At 46.8% G+C, this 24,268-nt stretch carries 11 protein-coding genes and 3 pseudogenes; 2 read left to right on the top strand and 12 right to left on the bottom strand.

Features of this window, described 5'->3' with window-relative positions; translation table 11 throughout:
* Positions 1-48: 48 nt before the first annotated feature.
* From ACW5MY_RS20175 to ACW5MY_RS20120, 12 genes and pseudogenes are all read right to left on the bottom strand, one after another.
* A pseudogene (locus ACW5MY_RS20175) lies at positions 49-11,996 on the bottom strand (non-ribosomal peptide synthetase/type I polyketide synthase).
* 19 nt (positions 11,997-12,015) lie between these two features.
* The gene (gene fabD / locus ACW5MY_RS20170) at positions 12,016-13,218 is read right to left on the bottom strand and encodes an ACP S-malonyltransferase (RefSeq protein ID WP_289394417.1); all 1,203 of its coding nucleotides are present in this window, start codon (positions 13,216-13,218) and stop codon (positions 12,016-12,018) included.
* A gap of 744 nt (positions 13,219-13,962) precedes the next feature.
* Positions 13,963-14,073 (bottom strand): annotated as a pseudogene (locus tag ACW5MY_RS20165) (hypothetical protein); the annotation flags it as partial.
* A 61-nt stretch (positions 14,074-14,134) separates the two neighbouring features.
* Complete coding sequence (locus tag ACW5MY_RS20160; protein ID WP_014471876.1) at positions 14,135-14,920, bottom strand: 3-hydroxybutyrate dehydrogenase; 786 nt, start codon at positions 14,918-14,920, stop codon at positions 14,135-14,137.
* A gap of 12 nt (positions 14,921-14,932) precedes the next feature.
* A complete protein-coding gene (locus ACW5MY_RS20155; protein ID WP_013352454.1) occupies positions 14,933-15,589 on the bottom strand; it encodes a 3-oxoacid CoA-transferase subunit B in 657 nt (218 codons plus the stop codon).
* Positions 15,590-15,606: 17 nt separating this feature from the next.
* Complete coding sequence (locus tag ACW5MY_RS20150) at positions 15,607-16,308, bottom strand: CoA transferase subunit A (RefSeq protein WP_013352455.1); 702 nt, start codon at positions 16,306-16,308, stop codon at positions 15,607-15,609.
* A 181-nt stretch (positions 16,309-16,489) separates the two neighbouring features.
* Complete coding sequence (locus ACW5MY_RS20145; RefSeq protein ID WP_013352456.1) at positions 16,490-17,686, bottom strand: cytochrome P450; 1,197 nt, start codon at positions 17,684-17,686, stop codon at positions 16,490-16,492.
* A 1-nt stretch (position 17,687) separates the two neighbouring features.
* Complete coding sequence (bioB, locus tag ACW5MY_RS20140) at positions 17,688-18,707, bottom strand: biotin synthase BioB (protein ID WP_013352457.1); 1,020 nt, start codon at positions 18,705-18,707, stop codon at positions 17,688-17,690.
* Positions 18,708-18,709: 2 nt separating this feature from the next.
* On the bottom strand, positions 18,710-19,411 hold the full coding sequence (gene bioD, locus ACW5MY_RS20135; protein ID WP_013352458.1) for a dethiobiotin synthase: 702 nt from the start codon (positions 19,409-19,411) through the stop codon (positions 18,710-18,712).
* A complete protein-coding gene (gene bioF / locus ACW5MY_RS20130) occupies positions 19,408-20,568 on the bottom strand; it encodes an 8-amino-7-oxononanoate synthase (protein WP_013352459.1) in 1,161 nt (386 codons plus the stop codon). Before bioF ends, bioD begins: the two co-directional genes overlap by 4 nt.
* Positions 20,558-21,904, bottom strand: a complete 1,347-nt coding sequence (gene bioA / locus ACW5MY_RS20125) for an adenosylmethionine--8-amino-7-oxononanoate transaminase (protein ID WP_013352460.1) — start codon at positions 21,902-21,904, stop codon at positions 20,558-20,560. The genes bioF and bioA overlap by 11 nt, the downstream gene beginning before the upstream one ends.
* On the bottom strand, positions 21,901-22,671 hold the full coding sequence (locus ACW5MY_RS20120) for a 6-carboxyhexanoate--CoA ligase (protein ID WP_013352461.1): 771 nt from the start codon (positions 22,669-22,671) through the stop codon (positions 21,901-21,903). Before ACW5MY_RS20120 ends, bioA begins: the two co-directional genes overlap by 4 nt.
* A 223-nt stretch (positions 22,672-22,894) precedes the next feature.
* Between ACW5MY_RS20120 and ACW5MY_RS20115 the strand changes: the two are divergent.
* Both ACW5MY_RS20115 and galU read left to right on the top strand, forming a co-directional pair.
* Positions 22,895-23,354 (top strand): annotated as a pseudogene (locus ACW5MY_RS20115) (GtrA family protein).
* Between the two features lie 6 nt (positions 23,355-23,360).
* Positions 23,361-24,254, top strand: coding sequence for a UTP--glucose-1-phosphate uridylyltransferase GalU (gene galU, locus ACW5MY_RS20110; protein WP_013352463.1), 894 nt, complete (start codon positions 23,361-23,363; stop codon positions 24,252-24,254).
* Positions 24,255-24,268: the final 14 nt, after the last annotated feature.

The raw sequence follows: 24,268 nt of genomic DNA, 5'->3' as shown, positions 1-24,268 counted from the left end.
TGGAGCACCTCGTTTTGTATAATTTAAGGAACTAAATAAATGCTTTTCCTAAAAGTTCAATTGAATAGAATCCAGCATGTTCTCTTCTTCCTCATCGCCGCCGCTCAACCCGATATATTCGATTGTTATGTTCGGTTGTTCTAGAATCGCTGATAGGATGTGTAAGTAGTCGTTTGATAAAGCCTCGATTCTGCTTTTTTTAAACAGCTTTTTAGAATATTCAAACAGACCGTGATAGTTGTCCTGGTCCGCCTGAATCGACAAGGTCAGATCGAATTTGGCAACCGGATGATGAAATTGATACGGCTTGAGCTGAAGGGAATCGAATGTCAATTCAGCCTGATCGAGATTTTGCAGCACAAACATCGTATCGAACAAAGGATTGCGGCTTGAATCTTTTGGGAAATGCAAGTGCTGAATCAATTCTTCCAACGGATAGTCTTGATTTTTATAGGCATTCAGCATGTTTTCCTTTACTTCGTTTAAGTAGGCATCAAATGTTTTACGGCCCGCCGGGTGATTGCGAATGACTAACGTATTGACGAACATTCCCACGACTGACTCTACATCCAAATGAGTCCGCCCGGCAGATGGCGTTCCTACGACAATATCCTCTTGTCCGCTGTATTTGGATAAAAGAATCGTATAGGCTGCCAATAAAATCATATACAGTGTTGCTCCTGTGTTTTCTTCAAGTTGGCTTAAACGCTGTTTCAAGTGTTCCGGTATAACAAATTCAAAGGATTCTCCTTCGTAATCGCGTATATCAGGTCTCTCGTAATCCGCAGGCATTTCCAGTACAGGAATGTCATCACGAAACTGATCCAGCCAATACGCTTCCTGGCTCTCGATATTCCGTTTCTGAATGTCAGATTGCTGCCAAACCGCATAGTCTTTATATTGAACAGAAAGCGGCTCCGGTTCGTTCCCCGCGTAAAGCAGGCTTAAATCCTTCATCAGAATATTCTCGGACACCCCGTCAGAAATGATATGATGCATATCAACCACAAGCACATGCCGCGCAGGTTCAACTTCAATCAGACCGGCCCGCATCAGCGGCGGCTTGGCTAAATCAAACGCTTGGATGAAATCAATCACACGGTCTTTCGCTTCTTCTTCGCTAGCTTGAATTCGTTCTATTGTAAATTCGACGCTCTGATGAATACGCTGTGCCGGTTCGCCTTTGTATAATTCGAAGCTTGTCCGCAAAGCTTCATGACGTTCGATTAATTTTTGAAAAGCGGCGTTTAACCGGTCGGGATCGATCGTCCCTTCCACACTCATGGCACCCGTCATATTGTAAGTCAGCTCGCCGCCTTCTGTGTGACTTAACAAATACATGCGCCTTTGAGCTGAAGAAACCGGATAATAGGGCATTTCCTTTGCGGCCGGGATCGGTACATATTGATTTTTGCCCATGTGTAACGCTTTGTCAGCCAATTGTTCAATGGTAGGAAACTTGAATATGTCTTTTAACGTCAGGTTCACATCCAACTCTTTATGAATTCGTGCGGCTAAGGCCGCTGCACGAATGGAATTTCCTCCGAGATCAAAGAAATTATGTTTGATCCCCGCACGGCTTATTCCGAGCACTTCCTGCCACAAATCTGTCAGTTTGGACTCGACCTCATTGCCCGGCGGAACATATTCAGCTGTCTGCTGCAGACTTGCTTCGGGTGCAGGCAGTGCTTTACGGTTTATTTTCCCGTTGGACGTTAACGGCATATGCTCAAGACGGACAAAATAGGACGGAACCATATAGTCCGGGAGCTCCGATGACAATTGTTCCCTAAGCTGCGCAGCCGCTATAGGTTTGTCGCTTACGTAATACGCGCACAATTGTTTTAAGCCGTCTTCTGCTTCTCTGGCTGTAACCGCGGCTTTTTGCACCGTTTCCACGTTATGCATCGCTGCTTCGATCTCGCCAAGTTCGATTCGGTGTCCCCTGATTTTGACTTGTTCATCGATGCGGCCCACATATACAAGATTTCCATCCCTCAATCGCTTAGCCAAGTCCCCTGATTTGTACATCTTCGCTCCCGGGATAAACGGGTTTTCAACAAATTTTTCTGCCGTTAAATCCGGGCGATTCCAATACCCTCTGGCAACACCGGGTCCGCTGATATACATTTCACCGATTACCCCGATTGGAACCAGATTTCTGCTTGCATCAGCCACATAAATGTCCGTGTTGGCAGCCGCAGTGCCGATCGGTACAAATTCCTGCTTGTCCCGTTTTGCGTCGTAACGGTAAATCATACATCCGACGACAGTTTCCGTCGGACCGTACTCATTGAATATGTCCAGCCGTCCTTTAAACTGCTTGCTGACACTTTTGGCCAGACGGGTGCTAAAATTTTCTCCGCCTACAATCATTTTCCGTATTGTGGTGTGACTTGCTATATTCATCTCCTTGATGACGTGCAAATGTGCCGGGGTCAATTTGATCATGTCTATTCTTGAGTCTTGCATAATCGCAGAAAGAACAGCGCTTTTATCTTCTCCGTCATAGACGATGATGGTATTTCCCGTCACCAGCGGTGTAAATATCGAAGTCACCGTCAGGTCAAAAGAGATGGAAGAGTATAATGGGAAGTTGGTTTTCTCTCCCCGCACATAAACTTCTTTCGCCCACCAAATATAATTGGCCATCCCCTGGTGCTCAATGAGTACACCTTTCGGATTGCCGGTCGAACCCGACGTATAGATCATGTACGCTAAATCATGCGCATCGCTGAACAATTCAAGATTTGAGCGGTCTGCATGATAAGAGTTTTCCTCATCCAGAAGCACAACGTCACCATCATACGGTAACTGAACTTGCAGGCTGCGGTGTGTCAACACAATCTCCGCTTTTGAGTCACTCAGCATATAATGGATCCGGTCCTCCGGATATTCAGGATCAATGGGCACGTATGCGCAGCCGGATTTCAGAACAGCCAAAATTCCAACAATCAGCTCGATACAATGCGGAGAGATGATGGCAACGAATTGATCCGCTTGTATGCCTATTGTCCGTAACGTCCGCGCCAATTGGTTTGCCCGTTCATTGAGCTGTCTGTACGTATACCGCTCATTGCCGAAAATAACGGCTTCATGATCAGGCCGCAGGTTTGCCTGGTTTTCAAACCACCGGGATACCGTTTCGTTATGCGGATACGGAGTCTTTGTGTCATTAAACTCCGTCAGCAATTGATACCGTTCGGTTTCAGACAGCATAGGAACGGAAGACAACGTCATCTCCGGCTGCTTCACAAGGCTCTTTAAAATACTGACATAGTGTCTTGTGATCTGTTCAATGGTGTCTTTTTCAAACTGTCCCGGTTTAAAATCAAAGTGCATCTCAATCTGTTGCCCGGCATCTTCAACCGTCAGCATCAAATCATATAAAGAGACCCCTGGATTTCGTTCTTTCACCTTAAATGTACATTCATCGTGCCGGATTTCATGAAATTCAATATTTTGAAACACAAACATTGTGTTAAACAGTGATTTGCCTGTTGTTTCCCGTTGTACATTTAATTTTTCCACCAGCCGGTCGAATGGATAGTCTTGGTTTTCGAAAGCGTCAAGCGTCTGCCGCTTTACTTCTTCCAGATAATCCGTAAACTTTCTATTAGCGAGCGGCTTCGTCCGGATTCCGATGGTTTGAATGAAAATCCCGATGATATTTTCGACATCCGGATGATTTCTTCCTGAAGCAGGCGTGCCTACGACAATATCTTCTTGTCCTGTATATTTATGAAGCAGCACTTTGTAGGCGGCCAGAAGCACCGTATAAAGCGTCGTTCCCGCCTTTTGCGCCAGATCTTGCAGCGAACGGATTACATCCGGCTGTAAGGAGCACGTTACGCGCTGCCCGTCGGAAGACCGTTCCGCCGCTTTTGAACCGTCTGTCGGCAGTTGAAGAACCGGGATTTCTTCTTGGAATTGTTCAAGCCAGTATGTCTCCTGCTGCTTCATGGCATCCTCATTCAGCCATTGGTTCTGCCATTCTGCGAAATCTTTATATTCAAATTCAATGTCCGGTAATGGTTTCTGATGATATAAAGCCAGCAATTCATTTGTAAGTATGTTGATGGAATAACCGTCCGAAATGATATGGTGCATATCGATGAGCAGCTCGGCCTGCCCGTTATCAATTTTGATCAGCTCCGCACGGACCAAAGGAGCTTGCTCCAAGCGGAACGGTTTTACAAACCGGTCTGCATAGGCATCAAATTCGTCCAGACTCATTGTCCGGACATGAATGTTAATATCAATTTCGTTTTCAAGTTTCTGGACAATTTCGCCATCTGAAATGTCAAAATACGTGCGAAACGCTTCATGCCGCTGCATGACTTGCTGAAGAGAAGAAATCAGGGCTTGCTCATCGTATTGCCCTATAATTGATATTTGGCCGAACATATTCTGAGCCAGCTGATCCGGTTCCATTTGGTGAAGGAAATATACTCTTTGCTGCGCCGGTGATGTCGGGTAATGCGCTTTTTTCTCAGCCGCCTTCATCGGGAGGTGCATGACTTTCTTTTCATTCTGAATGAAACTTGCTAATTCCTTAACAGTCTGGTGATTGAAAAATTGTCCGATGGAAACCTTTTGATGAAATGTCTTCTGAACTTTGGAAAGCATAAGCGTCGCTTGGAGTGAGTTTCCTCCCAATGCCAGGAAGCGATCTGATCTGCCAACCCGGTCAAGGCCGAAAAGTTCCTCCCAAATCTGCGCCAGCTGCCGCTCCGTTTCATTTGCCGGCGCCTCGTAGGCGTCAGCGAAGTTTGCCGTATTGCTGACTATTGAAGAGATCCGATTTTGATGGTCGGCATACAGTTGTTGTAAATCATGCTGTTCTTCATCGGAAAACATCGTCAGGGCGTCAAGAGGGACTGAATCCCCCTCAACCATTTTTTGCAGTAATTTCGTAAAGCCTGCTCCCCACTTTTTCATGATCTCCGGACTGATGACATTCGTATTAAAGTCGAAATCAAGAACATATTCTTGGCCCACATCCGTAGCATTAAGAAATAGATCATATGAAATGCATTTCATAGGGTAAGCAACGAGCTCGGCTTCCGCCTTTCCGAAATGAAGCTTTCGAAAAGGCCTGTCCAAATTAAAAATAATACGCATTTCCGGCACTTGATCGTGCGGAAGTTCTCTGGCTATCAGTGTCATTGGAACGGCCTGATGAAGCATTGCATGGTTCACGCTTTCTTTCATACTGCCAAGATAACCGGATAAGGTGCTTTCTGAAGAAGATGTGGTCTTTACCGGAATCATATTGACGCAATTTCCAATCAGATCATGCTGTTTCATATGCGATTGACCGGCTGTAGGAATTCCGATCACAAGACCGGACTGTTTGGTAAGCTGGTGCAGAAAAAGATGAAATGCCTCAGCATCGTCACAAATACGCTATTTTTCCTCCGAATGCTTAATGACTTTAAAGCCTCGCTTAAAGGCCGCCCAAGCCTGACGGTGAACCGGTCACCCTCATACCCGTTCGGAAAACGGGCAGAAGCGATGCTCGGCAGGACTGCCTGCTGTATCGGTTCAGAGAAATGGTGACGCCAATAACGGACTCCTTCATCATAATGGCCGCTGTCAATCTGGGCCTGCTGCCAGTCTAAATATTGGCGAAATGAAGCAGCGGCCGCTTTCGGAGGAATCGGTTTTCCTTCTGCCATTGCCGCATAGCTGCTCTCCAGCTCTTGAACAAAGACAGCAATTGACCATCCGTCGGCAATGATATGATGGAATGTAAGCACAATCAGATGTTCGTCTTGGCCCGATGTAAGCACATGGATTCTAAACAAGGGTTTTTGTTCTTGGAAATGAAACGGCCGCTTGGCATCTTCTTGCAGCCATTTCTGAATTTCCGGCTCCCGTTGCTCTTCCGGGTAACCGGTAAAATCAATGACAGGAATTTCTACATTTATCCGCTCCTGCACTTGCTGTACTTCGTCATCAACATGGATCACCGTACGTAAAGCCTCGTGGCGGCCGACGATATGCCGGACTGCTTGTTTTAAGGGCGTATGCTGCAGTTTCCCCTTCACTTTCAGCATAATGGACTGGTTTAAGGCTGCAGAAGCTTCATTCCCATAATGTGATGCCAGAACCAATTGTTTTTGTTCAGGTGAAAGCTCGTGTATTCCGGTTTTGTTATGGCCTCCGTCATCAGGGGAATCCGGGCCACCCGGAATAAATCCGCCTCGGCGAAGATCCTTCACCGTGTCTTTAACGGCTTGAATGATGTTTTCAATATCATCCGCGGTATGCGCCGTGGACAAGAAGCAGTTGCGTCCTTCCCATACATAGATCCCTTTAGGATTGAGGTGGTAAAAGAACAAGTCGTTATCAAGCGATGAAACAAACCGGAATAAAGAACCGAATCGAACCATGCGGATAGGCACTTCTGATTGTTCAAAGCAGCGATTTAGCTGATCGACCAGATAGGCTGTTTTTTGATTTAACTGCTCATACAGGTGTTCTCCCTCGGTTTGTAAATGGCGAAGCACGGCTAATGACATTCTCATGGTAAGCGGGTGAGTATTGAAGGTGCCGGCCACAAAGGTGCGTTTCGCCTCGTCTTGCGGATAGGAATCATCCCCATACTGCCAGGTTCCCCCATCGATCGCATTCATGAACTCAGCTTTTCCGGCAACAATCCCTAACGGCTGTCCGCCTCCGATGATTTTTCCGTAGGTCACTAAATCGGCTTGAATGCCAAACCATTCCTGCGCGCCGCCGAGACCGATCCGAAATCCCGTAATAATTTCATCCATAATCAGAGCCGTCCCGGATTGCTGTGTAATCGCCCGCAGTTCTTTCAGAAATGCTTTCGGCTGCAAATCCGGTCTGCGGCTTTGTACCGGTTCCACCAGTACGGCGGCCAATTCATCCCCGAGACTGCGAATCACGTCCAGCGAATCTGGATTGTTGTAATGCAAAATAATCAAATCATCCATAAAGCTCTGCAGTATGCCCGGAGCCAGCGGATTCGCAGACGCAGCCCCGCCTTTTGTGCTCGCAACTCCCAATACGCCGTCAAACGTCCCGTGATAAGAGCCCGAGAACGCCACAACTTTCTTTCTTCCTGTTGCCGCCCTTGCCAAACGTAGGGCAACCATGACGGCCTCTGTTCCGGAATTATAGAAAGCGACCCTTTCTACGCCAGTGCATGTGCGGATTCGGTCGGCAACTTCCCCGGCGACATCCGACATCGGTCCGAGCGGTGGCAAGGATGAGCGGGTTGAATCATCGATCACCTGTGTAATAAACGATGGATGATGTCCGAAAAGATTAACTCCGAATCCCATGGTGATATCGATATATTCGTTTCCGTCAATATCCCACATCTTGGAACCGTCAGAACGTTCGGCAATAATCGGGTACACGATTTCCTTCCAATATGAACGGAAGCTGGACAGATTACGGTTGTTTGCATGAGCAAATCGTGTTTTGTCCGTATATTGTTTGGAACCTTTCGTTTTGTCTGCGTATTTCCTGATGAAATCTTCTAAATATTGTCTTTGCTGTGCGGTATAGTGTCCCTGTTCATGCAGGCTCTGAGGCTGAAAAGGAACATAGGGTTTCGCTTCTTGAGTCAATTTCTTTTCTCCGGCAGCAGCAGGAGGCCCCTGCTCGACTGAAGAAATTGATTTTTTTTGCGCTTTAGAGTATTCTTTCACATCGGAATGATGCCCGCTGGTTCTCAGTAAATTAAAGCTATTTAATTGAGCCTGTAAGGTATCCTGAATTAATTGATTCTGAGAAGCGATTATTTTTTCGAGCATATGCTCTTGGCGGTCTTCTCTGTGCTCCGACTCAGGCTGTGCTTCTGAAATGACCGGTTTTTCTCGCGCCGGAACATTTTCTTGAGGCGGAGCGGATGCAAAGGATGTTGGAGCGGTCTCAGCCAAGTAATCTATGACACTTTGAAGGTTGTTCATCGTATCAAAAAAACGATCCATCGGGATGTCTTCCCCAAATTCGTCCGCAATGGCCTTTTTGACCTGTGACAGCATGATGGAATCCATTCCGAGTCCGATAAAATGGGCATTCAGATCGATTTCATCCGCTCTGATCCCCGAAGCATTACTGATTACAGTTTTCAGGAAGGATTCAATATGCGCCTTCGATTGATTGATATTCAATACTGCTTCTCCTCTCTCTTCTCCCTCGTTTACGCTCAAAGGGGCAGCTTCAGCCCAACAGCGATTCCGTTCAAACGGATACAAAGGCAATGGCGTTTTTTGTACGGTTTCCCCGGAATAAAACGCGCGCCAATCTATAACGGCTCCTTTCACAAATAATTCGGCGGCGCGATTCAGCCGTGTGTTTCGTTCATCCTGTGTATGTGTACTCCGCTTGATCAGATCAGCGGTTTGTTTATTCAGCTCTTCTTTATGAGCAGGCAGCATTTCCTTCATATTCTGATAACCAACGTATGCTCCGGGGATATTTCTGTCTCCCTGAACCAGACAGGTCAGCTTATCAGATAACTCTTGTTTACTTGATACAATCATGGCAATCCTATGATCCAAATGAGCCCTGCCCGTACTGGCTGTATAGCAAATGGACTTCAATGAGGTTTGGCTGTCATTCGATACATATTGCCGGTACTGTTGTACGAGCTCATAGAGTGAATTTTCTGTTTGAGCAGACAAAACAAATAGGTGCGGCTCATTTTCGTCCTCGGGAGCATACTCATTTTGGGCAGTATATTCCTCCAACACCACATGCGCATTCGTTCCGCTAAAACCAAACGAGCTGATTCCGCCCCGCAGAGGCCCGTCACCAGGTGTGAACTCCGCAGCTTCCTGATTTACATAAAAAGGTGAAGAGTGAAAGTGAATGAGCGGATTAGGTTCATTAAAGTGCGCTAACGGCGGGTTTTTCTTATGATTCAGCATGAGGACAGATTTGATCAGCCCCACGATGCCTGCCGCTTCAAACAAATGACCGATGTTTGATTTAACAGAACCAATCGCACAAAATTGTTTTTTTGACGTATGCTTTTCAAACGCTTTACAAAGTCCGTTAAATTCAACCGGATCGCCGAGTTTGGTCCCGGTGCCGTGCGCTTCGATGAAAGACAGCGTTTCAGGAGCAACACCCGCGTCTTTCCAAGCCGTCTCAATGACCTCAGTCTGAGCTGCCGGATTCGGGGCGGTAATGCCGGCAGTTGTTCCGTCTTGATTCATCGCGCTTCCCTTGATCACACCGTAAATATGGTCTCCGTCGCGAACCGCATCCTGCAAAGGTTTTAACAGGACTGCAGCCGCCCCTTCTCCTGTGCCCGTGCCGTCTGAATCTTTGCTGAACGTTTTGGTGTACCCGTCCGAAGATTCCATATCAAGCCCGATACAGATCGGCAGGAGCGATGTTCGGACACCTCCGGCAATAGCCATTTCACATTCGCCGGAAATGATAGATTTGCATGCCATATGAACGGCGGCAAGCGATGAAGAGCAGGCCGTATCCACTGTGACCGCCGGCCCTTTTAAATTTAAGAAATAAGCGATTCGGCTGGCTAACACGGAAGGAAGATTGCCTACAATATATTGATGAAGTTCCTCCGGGTAACTCGCAGAAAGGAGGCGTTCATAATCGTAGCCCACCTTCGAATACCCTGCATATACCCCGACCTGACTCCCGTTCATACTGTCGCCGGCATAGCCCGCATCTTCAATCGCATGCCATGCAGACTGTAAAAACAGTCTTTGATTAGGGTCCATAAACTGAGCCGTTTTAGGAGCTAACCCGAAGAACGAATAATCAAATCGGTCGATTTCATCTAAATAGCCGCCCTTCACAAACTGATTCTCATTGAAATCACTTTGGATGGCCTTTACATAATCCGCCGCATCTTTCATCCGAGATACAGGGTATTCTCGAATGCTGTGCTCCCCTTTTTCAAGGAGATTCCAAAAATCACTTTTAGTCGATGCTCCCGGAACATTGAGCGACATCCCGATAATGGCGATATCTTTCGGAGAAACATGGTTTGGCTCCGCTGTCACATCAGGCTTGTTTTCAGCACGGCCTTCAGACAGATATGCCGCTAAATCAGTGATAGAAGGATACGTAAAGAGGTCGGAAACGGCAAGCTCGCGTCCGAATTTCTGTTCTATGCGCTCGGCAATCTGCGATAACTGTAAAGAATTTGCGCCCATATCAAAATAACTATCAGTAAGGTGAACCTTTTTCCCGGCCAGTACTTCGGAAAAGATAGACAGCAATTCCGTTTCTATCTCATGAATCGGAGTCTGTCCTGATTTTTCCGGGCTGCCCTCTAAAAATTCATTGATGGCGGCAGACTCTACCGAGAATTCCCCTGCTTCGTACTGTCTGGCCAGTTCATATCGCTTCACTTTTCCGCTGGTTGTTTTTGGAAGCTTGCGGATCGGAAGGACTTCTTTTATGCTCCAGCCGCCCCGCTGGTACAAATGCTTTTTAATCTCTTTGACAAGCGGCGCAAATTTTTCAGGTGATTTTTTGAAAACAACAAAGAGCACGATTTCTCCGCTTCGCGTATTTTGATCATATACACCGCAGGCGGCAACCCTTCCTAAGTCAACCTCTTCCATTTCAATCGCAACCCGTTCAATATCGTGAGGGTAGATATTTTTTCCGTTCACGAAAATAATGTCCTTTTCTCTTCCGGTTACGACTAAGTTGCCACTTTCACTAATGAATCCGAGGTCTCCCGTTTTTATCCAGCCGTCAGAAGTCAGCGCTCTGTCCGTACTTTCGGGGTTGTTATAATACCCTTGAGTCACGTTGTCTCCTTTGATCTGGATATGGCCGATGATTCCGTCTTCTATTCTTTCATTTTCTCCGTCGGAGATTCGAATCTGACAATAGTCAATAGGCTGTCCCACTTCGACGAATGAAGCGCAATTTTGATCCTCTTTGCTGACTTTTACAGCTCTTTCACCGAGGTTTAAATAGTCGCGATGCAGATAAACGGGAACGAATTCTTCTCCTGTTTTAGAGAACGCTGCGCCGACCGAAGCTTCCGCTAAACCGTAAACATTCAAAATGGCCGATCTTTTCATATTGAATGCTGCGCATCTTGTTAAAAATTCGTCACAGAGCTCCGGCAATATCGGTTCTGCACCGTTTGCGATGACTCTGATGTGGGATAAATCCCAGTCTGGTTCGTTTTTCAAAAATTTAAGGAAGTAGTTGTATCCGAAATTAGGAGAGGATAGAATACTGGCTTTATGTTCATGAGCTTTTTTCATCCAAAGAATAGGTCTGCGAATAAATAATTCTGTAGGCATTAGATTTTGATTGATTCCGACTATGAAGGGAACTAGGTGGCAGGCGATGAGCCCCATATCATGCGTTAAGGGCATCCAAGATAAGAAAGAGTCTTTTGAGTCAATGGACAGAGCATTTCGAATGGCGCACGTATTATGTATTAAGTTATGATGCGTTAACATGACTCCTTTTGGATCTCCTGTCGATCCTGAAGAAAATTGGATAAAAGCCAGTTCATCCGCATCAGGTTCATAAAACGAAGCGGGGTAATCGTAGGTTTGATCTTGAATAATGTCAGATTTCTCGTTTAATTGATGATGGAAATCCTGTAAATCGTGTTCTGCAGCGTATTTCTTTATTTTGTCCAATACTTTTTCAGAGGCAATCAGAAACGGATGATTTAATATATTCCAAATCCGCCAGACCTTCAGCTTATGGTCATCATCTTCTCCGATACTGACCGGAACCGGGATCATTCCTCCTAATAAACAAGCCCAAAAAGCAACGACAAATGATTTGTTTTCCTGGATTTGAAATACAATTTCCTGCTTCGGCTGAATGCCGATATGCTGTAAATAGCCAAGAAACCCTTGCGCCTCTTCAAACAATTGGCGATAAGAGACAACTGTCTCGTTTTTATCGGATTCGATAAAACGGATTCCGCGATCAGAAATATTGCTTCTTTCCCGAATGACATCGACTAAGGTTTGGAATTGACTGGTATACATAGGTCCCCTCCTGGGCGCTTTATTTTAAAATCCGTAATTGTTCCTGAGCCGGAAGCTGTTTAGCCTCGCAAATTAATTTGCACAAATGGATTGAATGTTCGAGCTCTTGTTCTGAAAGCTCATCTTCATTTCTTTCCATTCTCTTTTTCAGCTCTTGGATTTGCGTAAATAATCGCGTCGTCATGTTGGAATAAGCCAATGAATCTTTGTTGTAATTTCGCGAAATGACGGATTGAATCATCAATTTATTCAGTTGTTTTTTGCGTAAATGGACAATATTTTTATTTCTTTCCCCTGAATTCGACAGCCGGTGAACATCAGATGTCTGTCCTAAAGGGTAAGGAGCAATATGATTCGTTATTTTTTTCAGCAGACTGCCTAAAACATTCTTCGGGCCCATTTCGATAACTTCCGTGACTCCGTGTAAAAGCAAGTAATGCATTGATTCCGCCCATCTTACCGGCATCGTCATGTGCTGCTTGAGATGTTCGTTGACCGAATTGCCGGTGCTGTAAGGCCGTGCGGTGACATTCGAAATAATCGGCCATGCGGCATCCCGAAAGGAATACTGGTGTAGTACGGTCTGGAATTGTTCGGATGCCGATCGTATCATCAGACTGTGAAAAGGCGCACTGACATTCAAAAAAGTGTATTCAGCTCCCTTTTCCTCAGCCATCCTGATGACACGTTCCACAGCTTGCCGGTGTCCGGAAATCACATGCTGCTGATCTGAATTCATACAGGCTACACCTGCCGGAAAGTCTTCCGTCGACACTTTCGAACATATTTCTTGTAATGTTTGGAGAGAGAGATGCGTCACGGCGGCCATTGTCCCCTGCTGCTGAGGATCCGCATTTTGCATAAGAATACCCCGCCGCCTTACAAGTGTAACGGCATCATGAAAAGAAAGGGCCCCGCTACAGACGAGCGCTGAGTATTCTCCTAAGCTATGACCTGCAAGAAAGCGCGGTTTAACCCCTATTTCCTGCATATACACTTGAAAAGCAATCACACTGACTGTTAAAATAGCGGGCTGCGCATTCATTGTCTTTGTCAATTCATTCATATCACCGTTAAAGCACAGCTTTTTTATATCCAAGGAGATCGCATCGCTCGCTTCTTCAAATAATCTCTTTGCAAGCGCAAATTCATTCCAAAAATGTTTGCCCATTCCTACAAATTGAGACCCTTGTCCAGGAAATAAAAAGGCAAGATTGTTCATGAGTTCCCTCCGATCGCATCGAGATCCAATATCATACAATATATCCCTTTATCTAACATCCTAGCATGATTATAACAAAGGTGTATAGAATACTTTCGGAGGAGTTATTGTTCGATTTTACAAACGAACCGGTTACAATTATTCATAAAATATAAGTTGGGGCTGACACTGAAAAAACAGTCTTAAAAAGAGGTGATAAGAGCCGGAATGGAAGCCGGTTACCGACTCTTCTTCACTTAGTGCACGCCCTTGATGCTGCTTATTTTTTAGGTCTATTGGCATAATTGTGTCAGAAATTACATATTTTATGTTTATTGTAAACATTCATTTGTATATCTGTGAAGGATTGTAAACTGATGCGCTTTGATGCGCAAGGAATGGATCTGGATGAGGAAAATCTGTAAAGATAAAACGCGATGCAGAATATATGGATGACCTGCCCGGATACCGATTGCCGCAGTAAATCGGCCCATCACACAGCTGAATACGAGCTGCTTCATCATAAGAGGAATTTATCGGTAGAAGCAAAATGTTTTTGGTTGAGTCTTGCTGGAGGCTCATATGGAATCATGACGCGGAACTTATCAATCTATTGAATTCCGGCTATTTCTTCTGCTTATCGTTATTTCGTAAATTCCTTGTGAAAACCGTCATATGTTGTCATCTTGTTTCTCACGAAACCGCTTTATCATAAATTCCGTTTTTTCATCGCGTCGGTATTCGTCTCTTCAGCCAAACTGAAAATCAGGTCACGGGAGCGGGGTTGAACAGACATAAATCATTGTGAAGCCCCCAATGATCCGCCCATGTTTGTTTGCGGCCGCTGGCGATATCAAGCACCATTCGGAAGATTTCAATATGTTTATTTTAAGGCACAAAAAAACAGCCGTTCAGTGCGGCTGTTTTTTCAAACGAACTATTGAGCGGTATATCCTCCGTCCATGACGACGGCCTGACCGGTGACGCCTTTTGCTTTGTCGCTGGCCAAAAACACGGCGTAATCAGCGATTTCCTTCACTGAGAGCAGCCGTTTTTGGGGAACGAGCGGAAAGATGACGTCCTCCAGAACACGTTCATACGGCACATTTCTTGTGTCAGAAATGTCCTTCAGCTGATTGTGGACGAGCTGTGTGTCAACATACCCAGGACAGAGGGCATTGACGGTGATGCCGTCAGCCGCGCCTTCAAGTGCGCCGACTTTCGTTAAGCCGATGACGCCATGCTTGGCGCTGTTATATGCGGCTTTTCCGTAAAAACCGATGAGCCCGTTGACAGACGCCATATTTATGATTCGTCCGAATTGCTGTTTTTTCATGACGGGAAATGCATGTTTCATGGCGATAAATGGCGCGGTCAGCATGACACGGATGAGCCGTTCAAATTGTTCCGCGGGAAATGCCTCAATGGGGGCGATATGCTGAATGCCCGCGTTATTCACGAGAATATCGAGTCGCCCGAATTCTGTCACGGCTTTTTGAATCATATCAGCCGTTTGCTTTTCATCGGTTACATCACACGTGATGCTTTTGGCATGAGCGCCTTCTTCACTGAGTTTTGCTGCGGCTTCTTTTCCCGCCTGTTCATTGACATCCGCTATGATTACGGCGGCTCCTTCACGGGTGAATTCTTGAGCGATTTCAAATCCGATTCCTCTGGCTGCTCCTGTCACTACAGCCGCTTTGTCTTTCAGCAATGGGTCCATGAAAATGCCTCCTTATTTCCGCCCGGACGTTAATGCTTCACTGACAGTGAAACGGCCTTCTGTTTTCTCAATGACTTCCTCTAATGACGCACCTTCCTGCAATTCTGTCAGCATCATGCGGCCTTGGTGAAATTCGAACACCGCCAAATCTGTTATCAGCCGATGGACGACTTGTCTGCCGGTCAGAGGCAGAGTGCATTCCGATTTCACCTTAGATTCACCGAATTTATTTACGTGCTCCATAATGACAACGATCCGTTTTGCTCCGTGAACCAAGTCCATAGCCCCGCCCATTCCTTTGATCATTTTTCCGGGTATCATCCAGTTGGCCAAGTCCCCTTTTTCGGATACTTCCATGCCGCCGAGGATGGCGACATCTATATGGCCCCCGCGAATCATAGCAAACGATTCGGCACTGTCAAAATAAGAGGCTCCTTTAACTTCGGTGATGATTTCTTTGCCGGCGTTAATGAGATCCGGGTCCTCCGCTCCCGCAAGAGGATAAGGGCCGATTCCGAGCAAGCCGTTCTCCGACTGAAGCAGCACGTTATAATCTTCCGGTATTTCATTTGCGACAAGCGTCGGCATGCCGATTCCCAAATTCACATTCATTCCGTCCTTAATTTCTTTTACTGCCCGTGCGATCATTCGTTTTCTGCCATCTTTCATTTGATCAGCTCCTTTCTTCATGCTTCCCGGACGGTGCGGCGTTCGATCCTTTTTTCGAGATTCGTGCTTTTGAGCACATGCTGGACAAAAATACCCGGCGTATGAATGTGATCCGGGTCAAGCTCACCTGCCTCGACGATTTCCTCTGCCTCGGCAATGGTTACCCTGCCTGCCATAGCGGCGAGCGGATTAAAATTTCTTGCCGTTTTTCTGAAAATCAAATTGCCGAGCGGATCAGCTTTCCACGCTTTTACAATGCTGGCGTGTCCTTTAATGCCTCTTTCCAAAAGGCAGGTCCGTCCGTCAAATGTTTTCTGCTCTTTTCCTTCAGCGACTGAGGTCCCCGCGCCGGCCGGGGTATAAAACGCCGGGATACCCGCTCCTCCCGCGCGAATCCGTTCGGCGAGCGTACCTTGGGGAACCAGCTCAACTTCCAGATCTCCGTTTAAAAATTGCCGTTCAAAAGTTTTGTTTTCTCCGACATAGGAAGCGATCATCTTTTTAATCTGACGGTTCGCAAGCAAGAGGCCCAGCCCCCAGTCGTCAACGCCGCAGTTATTACTGACGACAGTCAGGTTTTTTGTCCCCCGGTCTCTGATGGCGAGAATTAACTGCTCGGGGATGCCGCAAAGACCGAAGCCCCCTGCAATAAGAGTGTCACCGTCATTGATCAGCTCCGCGGCTTCTTTAAATGAATCCATGATTTTCCCTTTTCCCATATTCACTTCTCCTTTCAGTTATATCTTCATAAGGACTGTCAGGCGGCAGATCTGTAAGCGGTTGCAGTTATATTGAAGGGTTTGAGTGCAGGTGTGTTGTGACATGTTTCCGGTACATGATAAGAGGAACTGTTTCATCTTAGAGAAGGGGCTTGATAAACCTGCCCCTTCTGCAATGTCATCAGCTGAGAACAACCGGAAGCGCTGAAAGCGACCTGAAACCGAAGAGTTTGCGGTATGTAACATCTGTTTTCACAAGGCGAATATCAGGGGCCCGCTCCAGCAGTGTGAGGATGGCCGTTTGGGCCTCAATCCGCGCTAATGAGGAGCCGATACAGACGTGGGCGCCTTTTCCGAATGCCAGATGCGGATTGGGATTTCTCGTAATGTCCAGCTGATGGGGACGATGAAATACCTCCGGGTCGCGGTTGGCTGCGCCTAACAGAATATATACCTGCTCTCCTTTTTTTATGAGGTGCTGATTGATGACGCAGTCTTCTGAAGCTGTACGAGCCGTCAGCTGCGCCGGGCTTTCAAAGCGTAGAAATTCCTCAGTTGCAGATGCAATCAGCTGCGGATTTTCCAGCAATTTGCTGAGCTCGGCCGGATGTTTCAATAATGAAAACACGCCATTGCAGATCAGATTCACCGTCGTTTCGTGTCCGGCGATAATGAGCAGGATGCAGGATGCGAGCACTTCTTCTTCTGTAAGCTGTTCTTCGCTGATAAGTGTGGTGATGACGTCTTTTTGGGGCTCTGTTTTCCGTTTTTGAATCAAATCTTTAAAATACGCCGTCAGCTTGCCGGCTGTACCGCCGGCTTTAAGCAGCGACTTTTTAGAGCGTGTCAGGTCAATGGCCTGAATGACGTCCGCGGTCCACTCCCTGAAGCTTGCTCTGTCTTCTTTCGGCACCCCGAGTATGTCCGCAATGACGAGACTCGCCACTGGGAAGGCGAAGTCTGATACAAGGTCTGCGGTTTTACTGTGATCTATTTGGTCTAACACATCATGAACCGTTGCTGTTATAAAGGGTTTCAGCCGCTCCGCTTTTTTCAGAGTGAATGCTTTGCCGATCAGCATGCGAAGCCGCTTATGGTCTGAGTGATTCGTAAACAGCAGCATATCCTTCTGCAAGTTTTTCAGGTGTTTATATTTAGCTGACGCTTCAGGCATCGGAATGCGGTTTTTAAATCTGGTGTCTTTCAGGACGGCTTCCGCTTCTTGATATCCGGTGATGTAGCGCCCCGGGTATTTTAAAACGGTTCCTTGATACACGGGATCAACGGCCCGCAGTTTGTCATAAAACGGATAAGGGTTATTCCAAAAATCTGAATCCGCATGGAGGGACGGATGTGCAATCGATAGGCCCGCCGTCATTTTATATCTCCGTATTGCAGGCGGATTGTAAGTCGGCTTTCATTTCTTCAACGGATTCGACTTCAAACCCTAAATCATGGAGCATTTTATGATCCTCTGTTTCGTGCTGCCCTGAGGTTGTTAAGTAATCGCCGACGAATATGGAATTTGCTGCGTACAAACCGAGCGGTTGCAGTGAACGAAGATTGACTTCCCGGCCTCCTGAGATGCGGATTTCTTTTGCCGGATTGATAAAACGGAACAAAGCGAGCACTTTCAGGCAATATACCGGGTTTAATTCGCTTACCCCCTCTAACGGGGTTCCGTCAATCGCATGCAGAAAATTAACAGGGATGCTGTCGGCGTCAAGCGCTTTTAAGCTGTTCGCCATATCAACGACATCCTGTTTCGTCTCTTTCATGCCGACGATGACACCCGAACAAGGCGACATCCCCGATTGTTTGGCCGTTTCCACCGTATTAACCCTGTCGTCATACGTGTGAGAGGTTGTAATGTTTGAGTGATTCCTTTGTGATGTATTGATGTTATGATTGTACCGGTCTACTCCTGCCTGTTTCAGCCGCTCTGCCTGTTCCGGCTTCAGCAGACCGAGGCATGCGCAAATTTTTAAACCGTACGTTTCTTTAATTTCTTTGACGGCATCAACCACTTGGTCTACTTCTCTGTTTGACGGGCCCCGTCCGCTGGCGACGATACAGTATGTTCCTATATTCAGGTCATGGGCGCGTTTTGCCCCCTTAAGCAATATATGCTTATCCACCATCCGATAAGACTCAATCGGCGCTTTTGATATTGAAGATTGTGAACAGTACCCGCAATTTTCCGGACACAGCCCTGATTTAGCATTCATAATCATATTCAGCTTTACTTTTTTTCCGTAAAATCGTTTTCTGATATGGAAAGCGGCATGCATCAGCAATAAAAGATCATCATCAGGACAATTTAAAATGGCAAGCGCTTCCTGATTCGTTACTTCCGCCCCGTCCAGCACTCTCTCTGCAAGATCCATCCATTGATTCATGTTTATCTCCCCATTTGTGTCAGATTCATGAAAGTAGAAACATCTACATGTTTCTCAATCATGTGTTGAATGTTTTCCGCTGAAACGTGTTCCAGCTTCGGTGTGATTCCTAAAATCGGAACTCCGCACAGCGCTTCAATTATGTTCGGGTTTGTCTTTTCATCCAGCCCCGGCCGGCTTTTTACGCCGTTGATGATGATGCCGATAATGTCTATTCCCATGTTTTTCGCATATTCAACGGTTAAATATGTGTGGTTGATGGTTCCGAGATCAGGCCTGGCCACAATCACCGCCGGCAATTCCAGGGCTTTTATCAGATCACTGACTAAGTAATTTTCACCGAGCGGTACGGAAATGCCGCCTGCTCCTTCGACGATGAAACACTCATGACGATTTTTAATCTTTTTCCAGTGAACCGTGACCTCCTCCATACTTACGGATTTTCCCTCAAGCATGGCGGCCGTGTACGGTGCAAGCGGCTCTTTCCATTCAAATGGCGTAATTTCTTCATGAGACAGTGCGGTTTGTGACATATCTTTCAACAGAGAAGTGTCACTTTCCGGATGAGTCCGCGGCACTCCGCTTAAAAACGGCTTAAATACTCCGACATCCGCCTGTCTCTGCCTGAATGCCGCGGCAAGTCCGCAAGAGACGATGGTTTTTCCGACGCCGGTATCTGTTCCTGTGACAAAAAAACTTCTCATTGGTTGATGTTCAGCTCTTTTCTAATGGAATCAAATGCTTCTGTCAGCTCATCTATGTCCTGTAAGCTGCGGTCCGCCGTGACGGTCAGCCTGATTCTGCTTTCACCATCCGGAACGGCTGGCGGGCGGATGGCAGGGGCGCAGATCCCCTTTTTCTCCAGTAACGCAGCGGCTGAGACCGTTGTTTTTGCATCACCGATGATGACGGGGAGAATCGGTGTATCTCCGCCTCTTACGGTAAATCCCATGTCGGCGAGACGGGTTTTTATCGTTTTGATAGATGACAGCAGTACACGGCGTGTACCGTGCATGCCCTTTATGATGTCAAATGCCGTATGCGAAGCCGCACAAATCGCCGGCGCGACGGCCGTCTGAAAAATAAACGTCCGCGCATGATTCAGCAAAAAATCAATGAAAATGTTTGATCCTGCGGCAAAACCGCCCTCCGTTCCGACAGCTTTACTTAATGTGCCGATGACAACATCAGGCCTAACACCAAAATATTCACTGGTTCCTCCGCCGTTTTCCCCGAGTACCCCGGTTGCATGCGCGTCATCTACTATTACAAATGCCTGATACTTCTTTGCAAGCGCCATTATGCTGTCAAGCGGGGCAATGGTGCCGTCCATGCTGAATACGCCGTCCGTGACGATAAAGCGGCGGTTCCGAGACTGGACGGAGGCAAGTTTGTTCTCGAGATCTGCCATATCAATATGTCGGTACACAATGGTTTCCGCTTTTGATAAACGGCAGCCGTCCACAATGCTCGCATGGTTCAATTGATCGCTTAAAATGACATCGCCTTTTTGCGGCAGTGAAGCAAGCACGCCGATATTTGCCAAGTAACCGCTTGAAAACAATAAAGCAGCTTCCGTCTGTTTAAAGTCCGCGATTGTTTTTTCAAGTTTTTCGTGCCATAGCGTATTTCCGGTGGTTAACCGTGAGCCGCTGCTTCCTGCCCCGAATCGGCTCAGCGCCGTTTGCGCGGCTGTGATCAGCCGTTCGTCTTTTGACAGACCCAAATAGTCATTAGACGCCCAGATCTGCCGCTTTTGCCCCTTGGTTTTGAGAGCGGTTTCCTGTGTTCGCAGCGTCCGATACAGCCCGTCTGTTTTCACCGCATCGAGCCTTCCGAGGAGCCATCCGTCAAAATCCACGGCCGGTCACCTCGGCTATCGCTTCTTTCATAATGGAGATCATGGCTTTTAACTGATCAGCTGTGCTGGCAAGCGGCGGAAGAAAGGCGATTACGTCTCCGAGCGGTCTCGTCAGCATACCAAGCTCTCTCATTTTTAAAGATACCTCGTATCCTATCCTCTTTTCAGGCGGATAAGGCTGTTTCGTCTCCTTATCCTGCACAAGCTCTATGCCGCACATCAAACCGAGCTGACGGATATCGCCGACATGAGGAAGCTGCTTCAGATCATGAAGAAACATCGCTGCTGTTTTTGATTTTTCGGCGACCTGTTCAACGATGCGCTCTGATTCAAATAAACGCAGATTTTCAATTGCCGCGGCACAACCAAGCTGATTTCCTGTATAGGAGTGACCGTGGAAAAATGTTTTCATTTTGTTATAGTCATCGTAGAAGGCTTCATAAATCGCTTCTGTGGCAAACGTCACGGCAATCGGCAAATAGCCTCCGGTAATTCCTTTCCCTGCCGCCATCAAATCAGGCTGGACATTTTCATGCTCACAGGCAAACATTTTTCCGGTACGGCCGAAACCCGTCGCCACTTCGTCAACGATCATTAACACATCATATGCCGTACACAGCTTTCGTACGCCTGCCAGAAAGCCTTCAGGCATGACGATCATGCCGGATGCCCCCTGCACCATCGATTCAATCGTAAGTGCCGCAATCTCTTCGTGATGCTCCGCAAGCAGCTGTTCGAGCGCGCTAAGACATTCATCCCGGCACTGAACGGGGTCGCCGTTTTCAGATCTGTATACATAAGGAATCGGGGCTTTGTAGCTTTCAAACATCAGCGGGCCGTACACATGATGGAAAAGTTCAATAGAGCCGACGCTGACGGCTCCGATCGTGTCGCCGTGATAGCCGTTCTGCATAGAAATGAATGTCTGCTTCTCAGGCCGCCCTATGTTTTTCCAGTATTGAAAGGCCATTTTCAGAGCGATTTCCATCGCTTCCGCTCCGCTGTCAGAGTAAAAAACGCGCGTCAGCTTTTCCGGTGTGATGCTCGTCAGCATCTCGGCAAGTTCTGTTGCGGGAACGTTCGTCATGCCCAGCAAAGTAGAATGAGCGATTTTTTCAAGCTGTTTTTGAATCGCCTCATCCATTTCCTTTTTGCGGTGGCCGTGTACATTGAGCCATACTGAAGAAAAGCCGTCATAATATTCTTTGCCGCTTGTATCTTTCAGCATAATTCCGTTTCCGCTTTCAATGATTAACGGATCTTCATCGTAATCTTTCATTTGTGTGAAGGGCAGCCAAAGATGCTTTTTGCTTTTTTCAATCATTGATTGTTTCATATTTTCCCCTCCCTCTGAATGAATACAGGCTGCTTCTCTAAAAAATGTATACAGCTCTCTGTATCTATGGCTCCATCTGTAAAGAAAATCCGGCAGCCGCTTTCATCTCCGGCATTCTTCATCTTGGTAATCCGCTGATAGCCCAGCTTCTTTGCGGCAACGTAGCCTGTTATGTAATCAGGGTCATCCGACCAGCACAGTTCAGCTATGATGCCCGGATGCGCACAAACCTTTGCCGCGATGGCATGCGCTTCTTTTATTCTTGGATTTTCCGGCATTTTGTGCTCGAGAGTCCATTTTTGAAAATCGTGTGCCGGCCAATCCATGCGGGATACCCGTACACCTCTTTCCTTTCTGCCGTCAATGCGTTTTCCCGTCTGAATGTCGAACAGGACCGCTCCTCTTACTTCTGCATATTCCGCGATATTTTGATAGGCTTTCTCTATCATGTGCGGAGGAATCCCGGCTTTTTGCAGAAGCTTCCGGGCGACTGCTTGTCCTTTCTCTGCCGTATCTGTTTGATGTACGGCAACCGGTAACGGGCGGATCGTTTTGATCGGTTGATTGATGCTTTCAAGCTGTATCTGCATAAAATCAGGTGTCCCTCTTGAATGCGAGAAGCCTTTATGTAATAAGCCATTCACCGCTTCTTGTAATCCGCTGTAAGTGATGAGCCGTTCTCCGCCGGAAATGTGTTTTCCTCCCTGCTCATGAGGTGCGTCCCGGGAAGCTCTCATTCTGACGCTGTAATATATCTCTTCCTCCATTCTCTCCCCTGCTTTCTCTTACCTTGAAAATTAATGTAAACCAAAATAAATATAGGTTAACACTTATACAGAATATTAGTGTCCCTCACGAAATATGTCAACCAAAACTATTAAACTGTTAACATAATGGAACGGCAAGGCCTCATTACGTTTTCATGTTTTGTTCATATTTTAGTAATTGTTTATTCAACACTGTCCGCTAAAGTAATCCCTATCAACAACTATGACAGCCATCCGCATTTTATTATGAAGGGAGGTCAAAACCGGGTGCCGTTATGCTGAAAGAAAAAATAAAGACGTTAGGCCGTTTTTGCACCGTGGGCGTGGGAAATACGCTAATAGATTTTGGTGTCTTCTTCCTTCTCACCGCTTGCCATGTCCCTTATCTGCCGGCTCAGATCTGTTCCTATTCGGCGGGGATCATCAACAGCTATGTGTGGAACCGAAACTGGACGTTTCGTGTAAAACGCAAGGCCGACGGGAAAGAGATCGTGCGCTTTCTCATGATTAATGCCGCCGCGTCGGTGATCACCTTTTTATTGCTTTACGCGTTTCAAAAAAGCGGCTGTACGCTTTTGGTGAGTAAGCTTGCCGCCACTATCGGCGGAATGATGATGAATTTTATCGGAAACCGAATCTGGGTATTTGGGGATTCGCTGAAAAACATACAGGATCAGGAGTGAAGATGAATGAGAAAAAAAGTGAGAAAAGCGGTCATCCCCGCAGCGGGTTTAGGCACGAGATTTCTGCCGGCGACAAAGGCGCAGCCGAAAGAAATGCTGCCGATTGTCGACAAACCGGCAATCCAATATATTGTAGAAGAGGCCGCAGAATCAGGAATTGAAGATATACTGATTATTACGGGGAGAAACAAACGCTCGATTGAAGATCATTTTGACCGGTTGGCGGAATTGGAATTCAATCTGCAGGAAAAAGGCAAGACGGAGATGCTTAAGGAAATGCAGCAGATTGCCGATTTGGCCAATATTCATTACATCCGCCAGAAAGAGCCGCTCGGCTTAGGACATGCGGTATTGTGTGCGGAGCATTTTATCGGAGATGAGCCTTTTGCCGTTCTCTTAGGAGATGATATTATGGTATCTGACACCCCCGCGCTTTCGCAGCTCATAGACGTCTATAACCAGCACGGCACAGAAACAATCGGCGTACAGCCCGTCGAGCCTGCTGATGTCAGCAAATATGGTATTATACAGACGGGGCGGCAAAGCGGTCATGTGTATCAGGTTGAAGACCTGATTGAGAAGCCGGCTGCTGAAAAGGCGCCCTCACGTATTGCCGTGATGGGCCGATACATATTAACCCCTGCCATTTTCCAGGCGCTCAAAACGATCGGACGAGGCGCGGGCAGCGAAATCCAATTAACTGATGCGCTGCGCAAAGTGTGCCGCACCCGGAGCATTTACGCGCGGGAACTTGAAGGAAGCCGGTTCGATATAGGCGATAAGCTCGGGTGTTTTAAAGCCGGGACGGAGATCGGGCTTCTGCGGAAAGAAATGAGACCGAAACTTTTAGCTTATTTAGAAGAGGTGTTAAAAAGAGAATCTGAAGAAATGACGCATTAAAAAATAATTTGTAA

It is taken from the genome of Bacillus sp. Bwzl_19 (genome assembly GCF_054900515.1).
The sequence above is the reverse complement of the archived record's forward strand: the minus strand, read 5'-3'. Positions and strand labels throughout refer to the sequence as shown.

What these genes read in the sequence shown, in the direction of transcription:
- fabD (WP_289394417.1), bottom strand. Translation starts at nt 13,218, where the DNA reads ATGAACAATCTTGCCTTTTTATTTCCTGGACAAGGGTCTCAATTTGTA.
- bioB (WP_013352457.1), bottom strand. Translation starts at nt 18,707, where the DNA reads ATGAATCAATGGATGGATCTTGCAGAGAGAGTGCTGGACGGGGCGGAA.
- ACW5MY_RS20160 (WP_014471876.1), bottom strand. Translation starts at nt 14,920, where the DNA reads ATGGACCCATTGCTGAAAGACAAAGCGGCTGTAGTGACAGGAGCAGCC.
- bioA (WP_013352460.1), bottom strand. Translation starts at nt 21,904, where the DNA reads ATGAAACAATCAATGATTGAAAAAAGCAAAAAGCATCTTTGGCTGCCC.
- ACW5MY_RS20150 (WP_013352455.1), bottom strand. Translation starts at nt 16,308, where the DNA reads ATGGGAAAAGGGAAAATCATGGATTCATTTAAAGAAGCCGCGGAGCTG.
- bioD (WP_013352458.1), bottom strand. Translation starts at nt 19,411, where the DNA reads ATGAGAAGTTTTTTTGTCACAGGAACAGATACCGGCGTCGGAAAAACC.
- ACW5MY_RS20145 (WP_013352456.1), bottom strand. Translation starts at nt 17,686, where the DNA reads ATGACGGCGGGCCTATCGATTGCACATCCGTCCCTCCATGCGGATTCA.
- ACW5MY_RS20120 (WP_013352461.1), bottom strand. Translation starts at nt 22,671, where the DNA reads ATGGAGGAAGAGATATATTACAGCGTCAGAATGAGAGCTTCCCGGGAC.
- ACW5MY_RS20155 (WP_013352454.1), bottom strand. Translation starts at nt 15,589, where the DNA reads ATGAAAGATGGCAGAAAACGAATGATCGCACGGGCAGTAAAAGAAATT.
- galU (WP_013352463.1), top strand. Translation starts at nt 23,361, where the DNA reads ATGAGAAAAAAAGTGAGAAAAGCGGTCATCCCCGCAGCGGGTTTAGGC.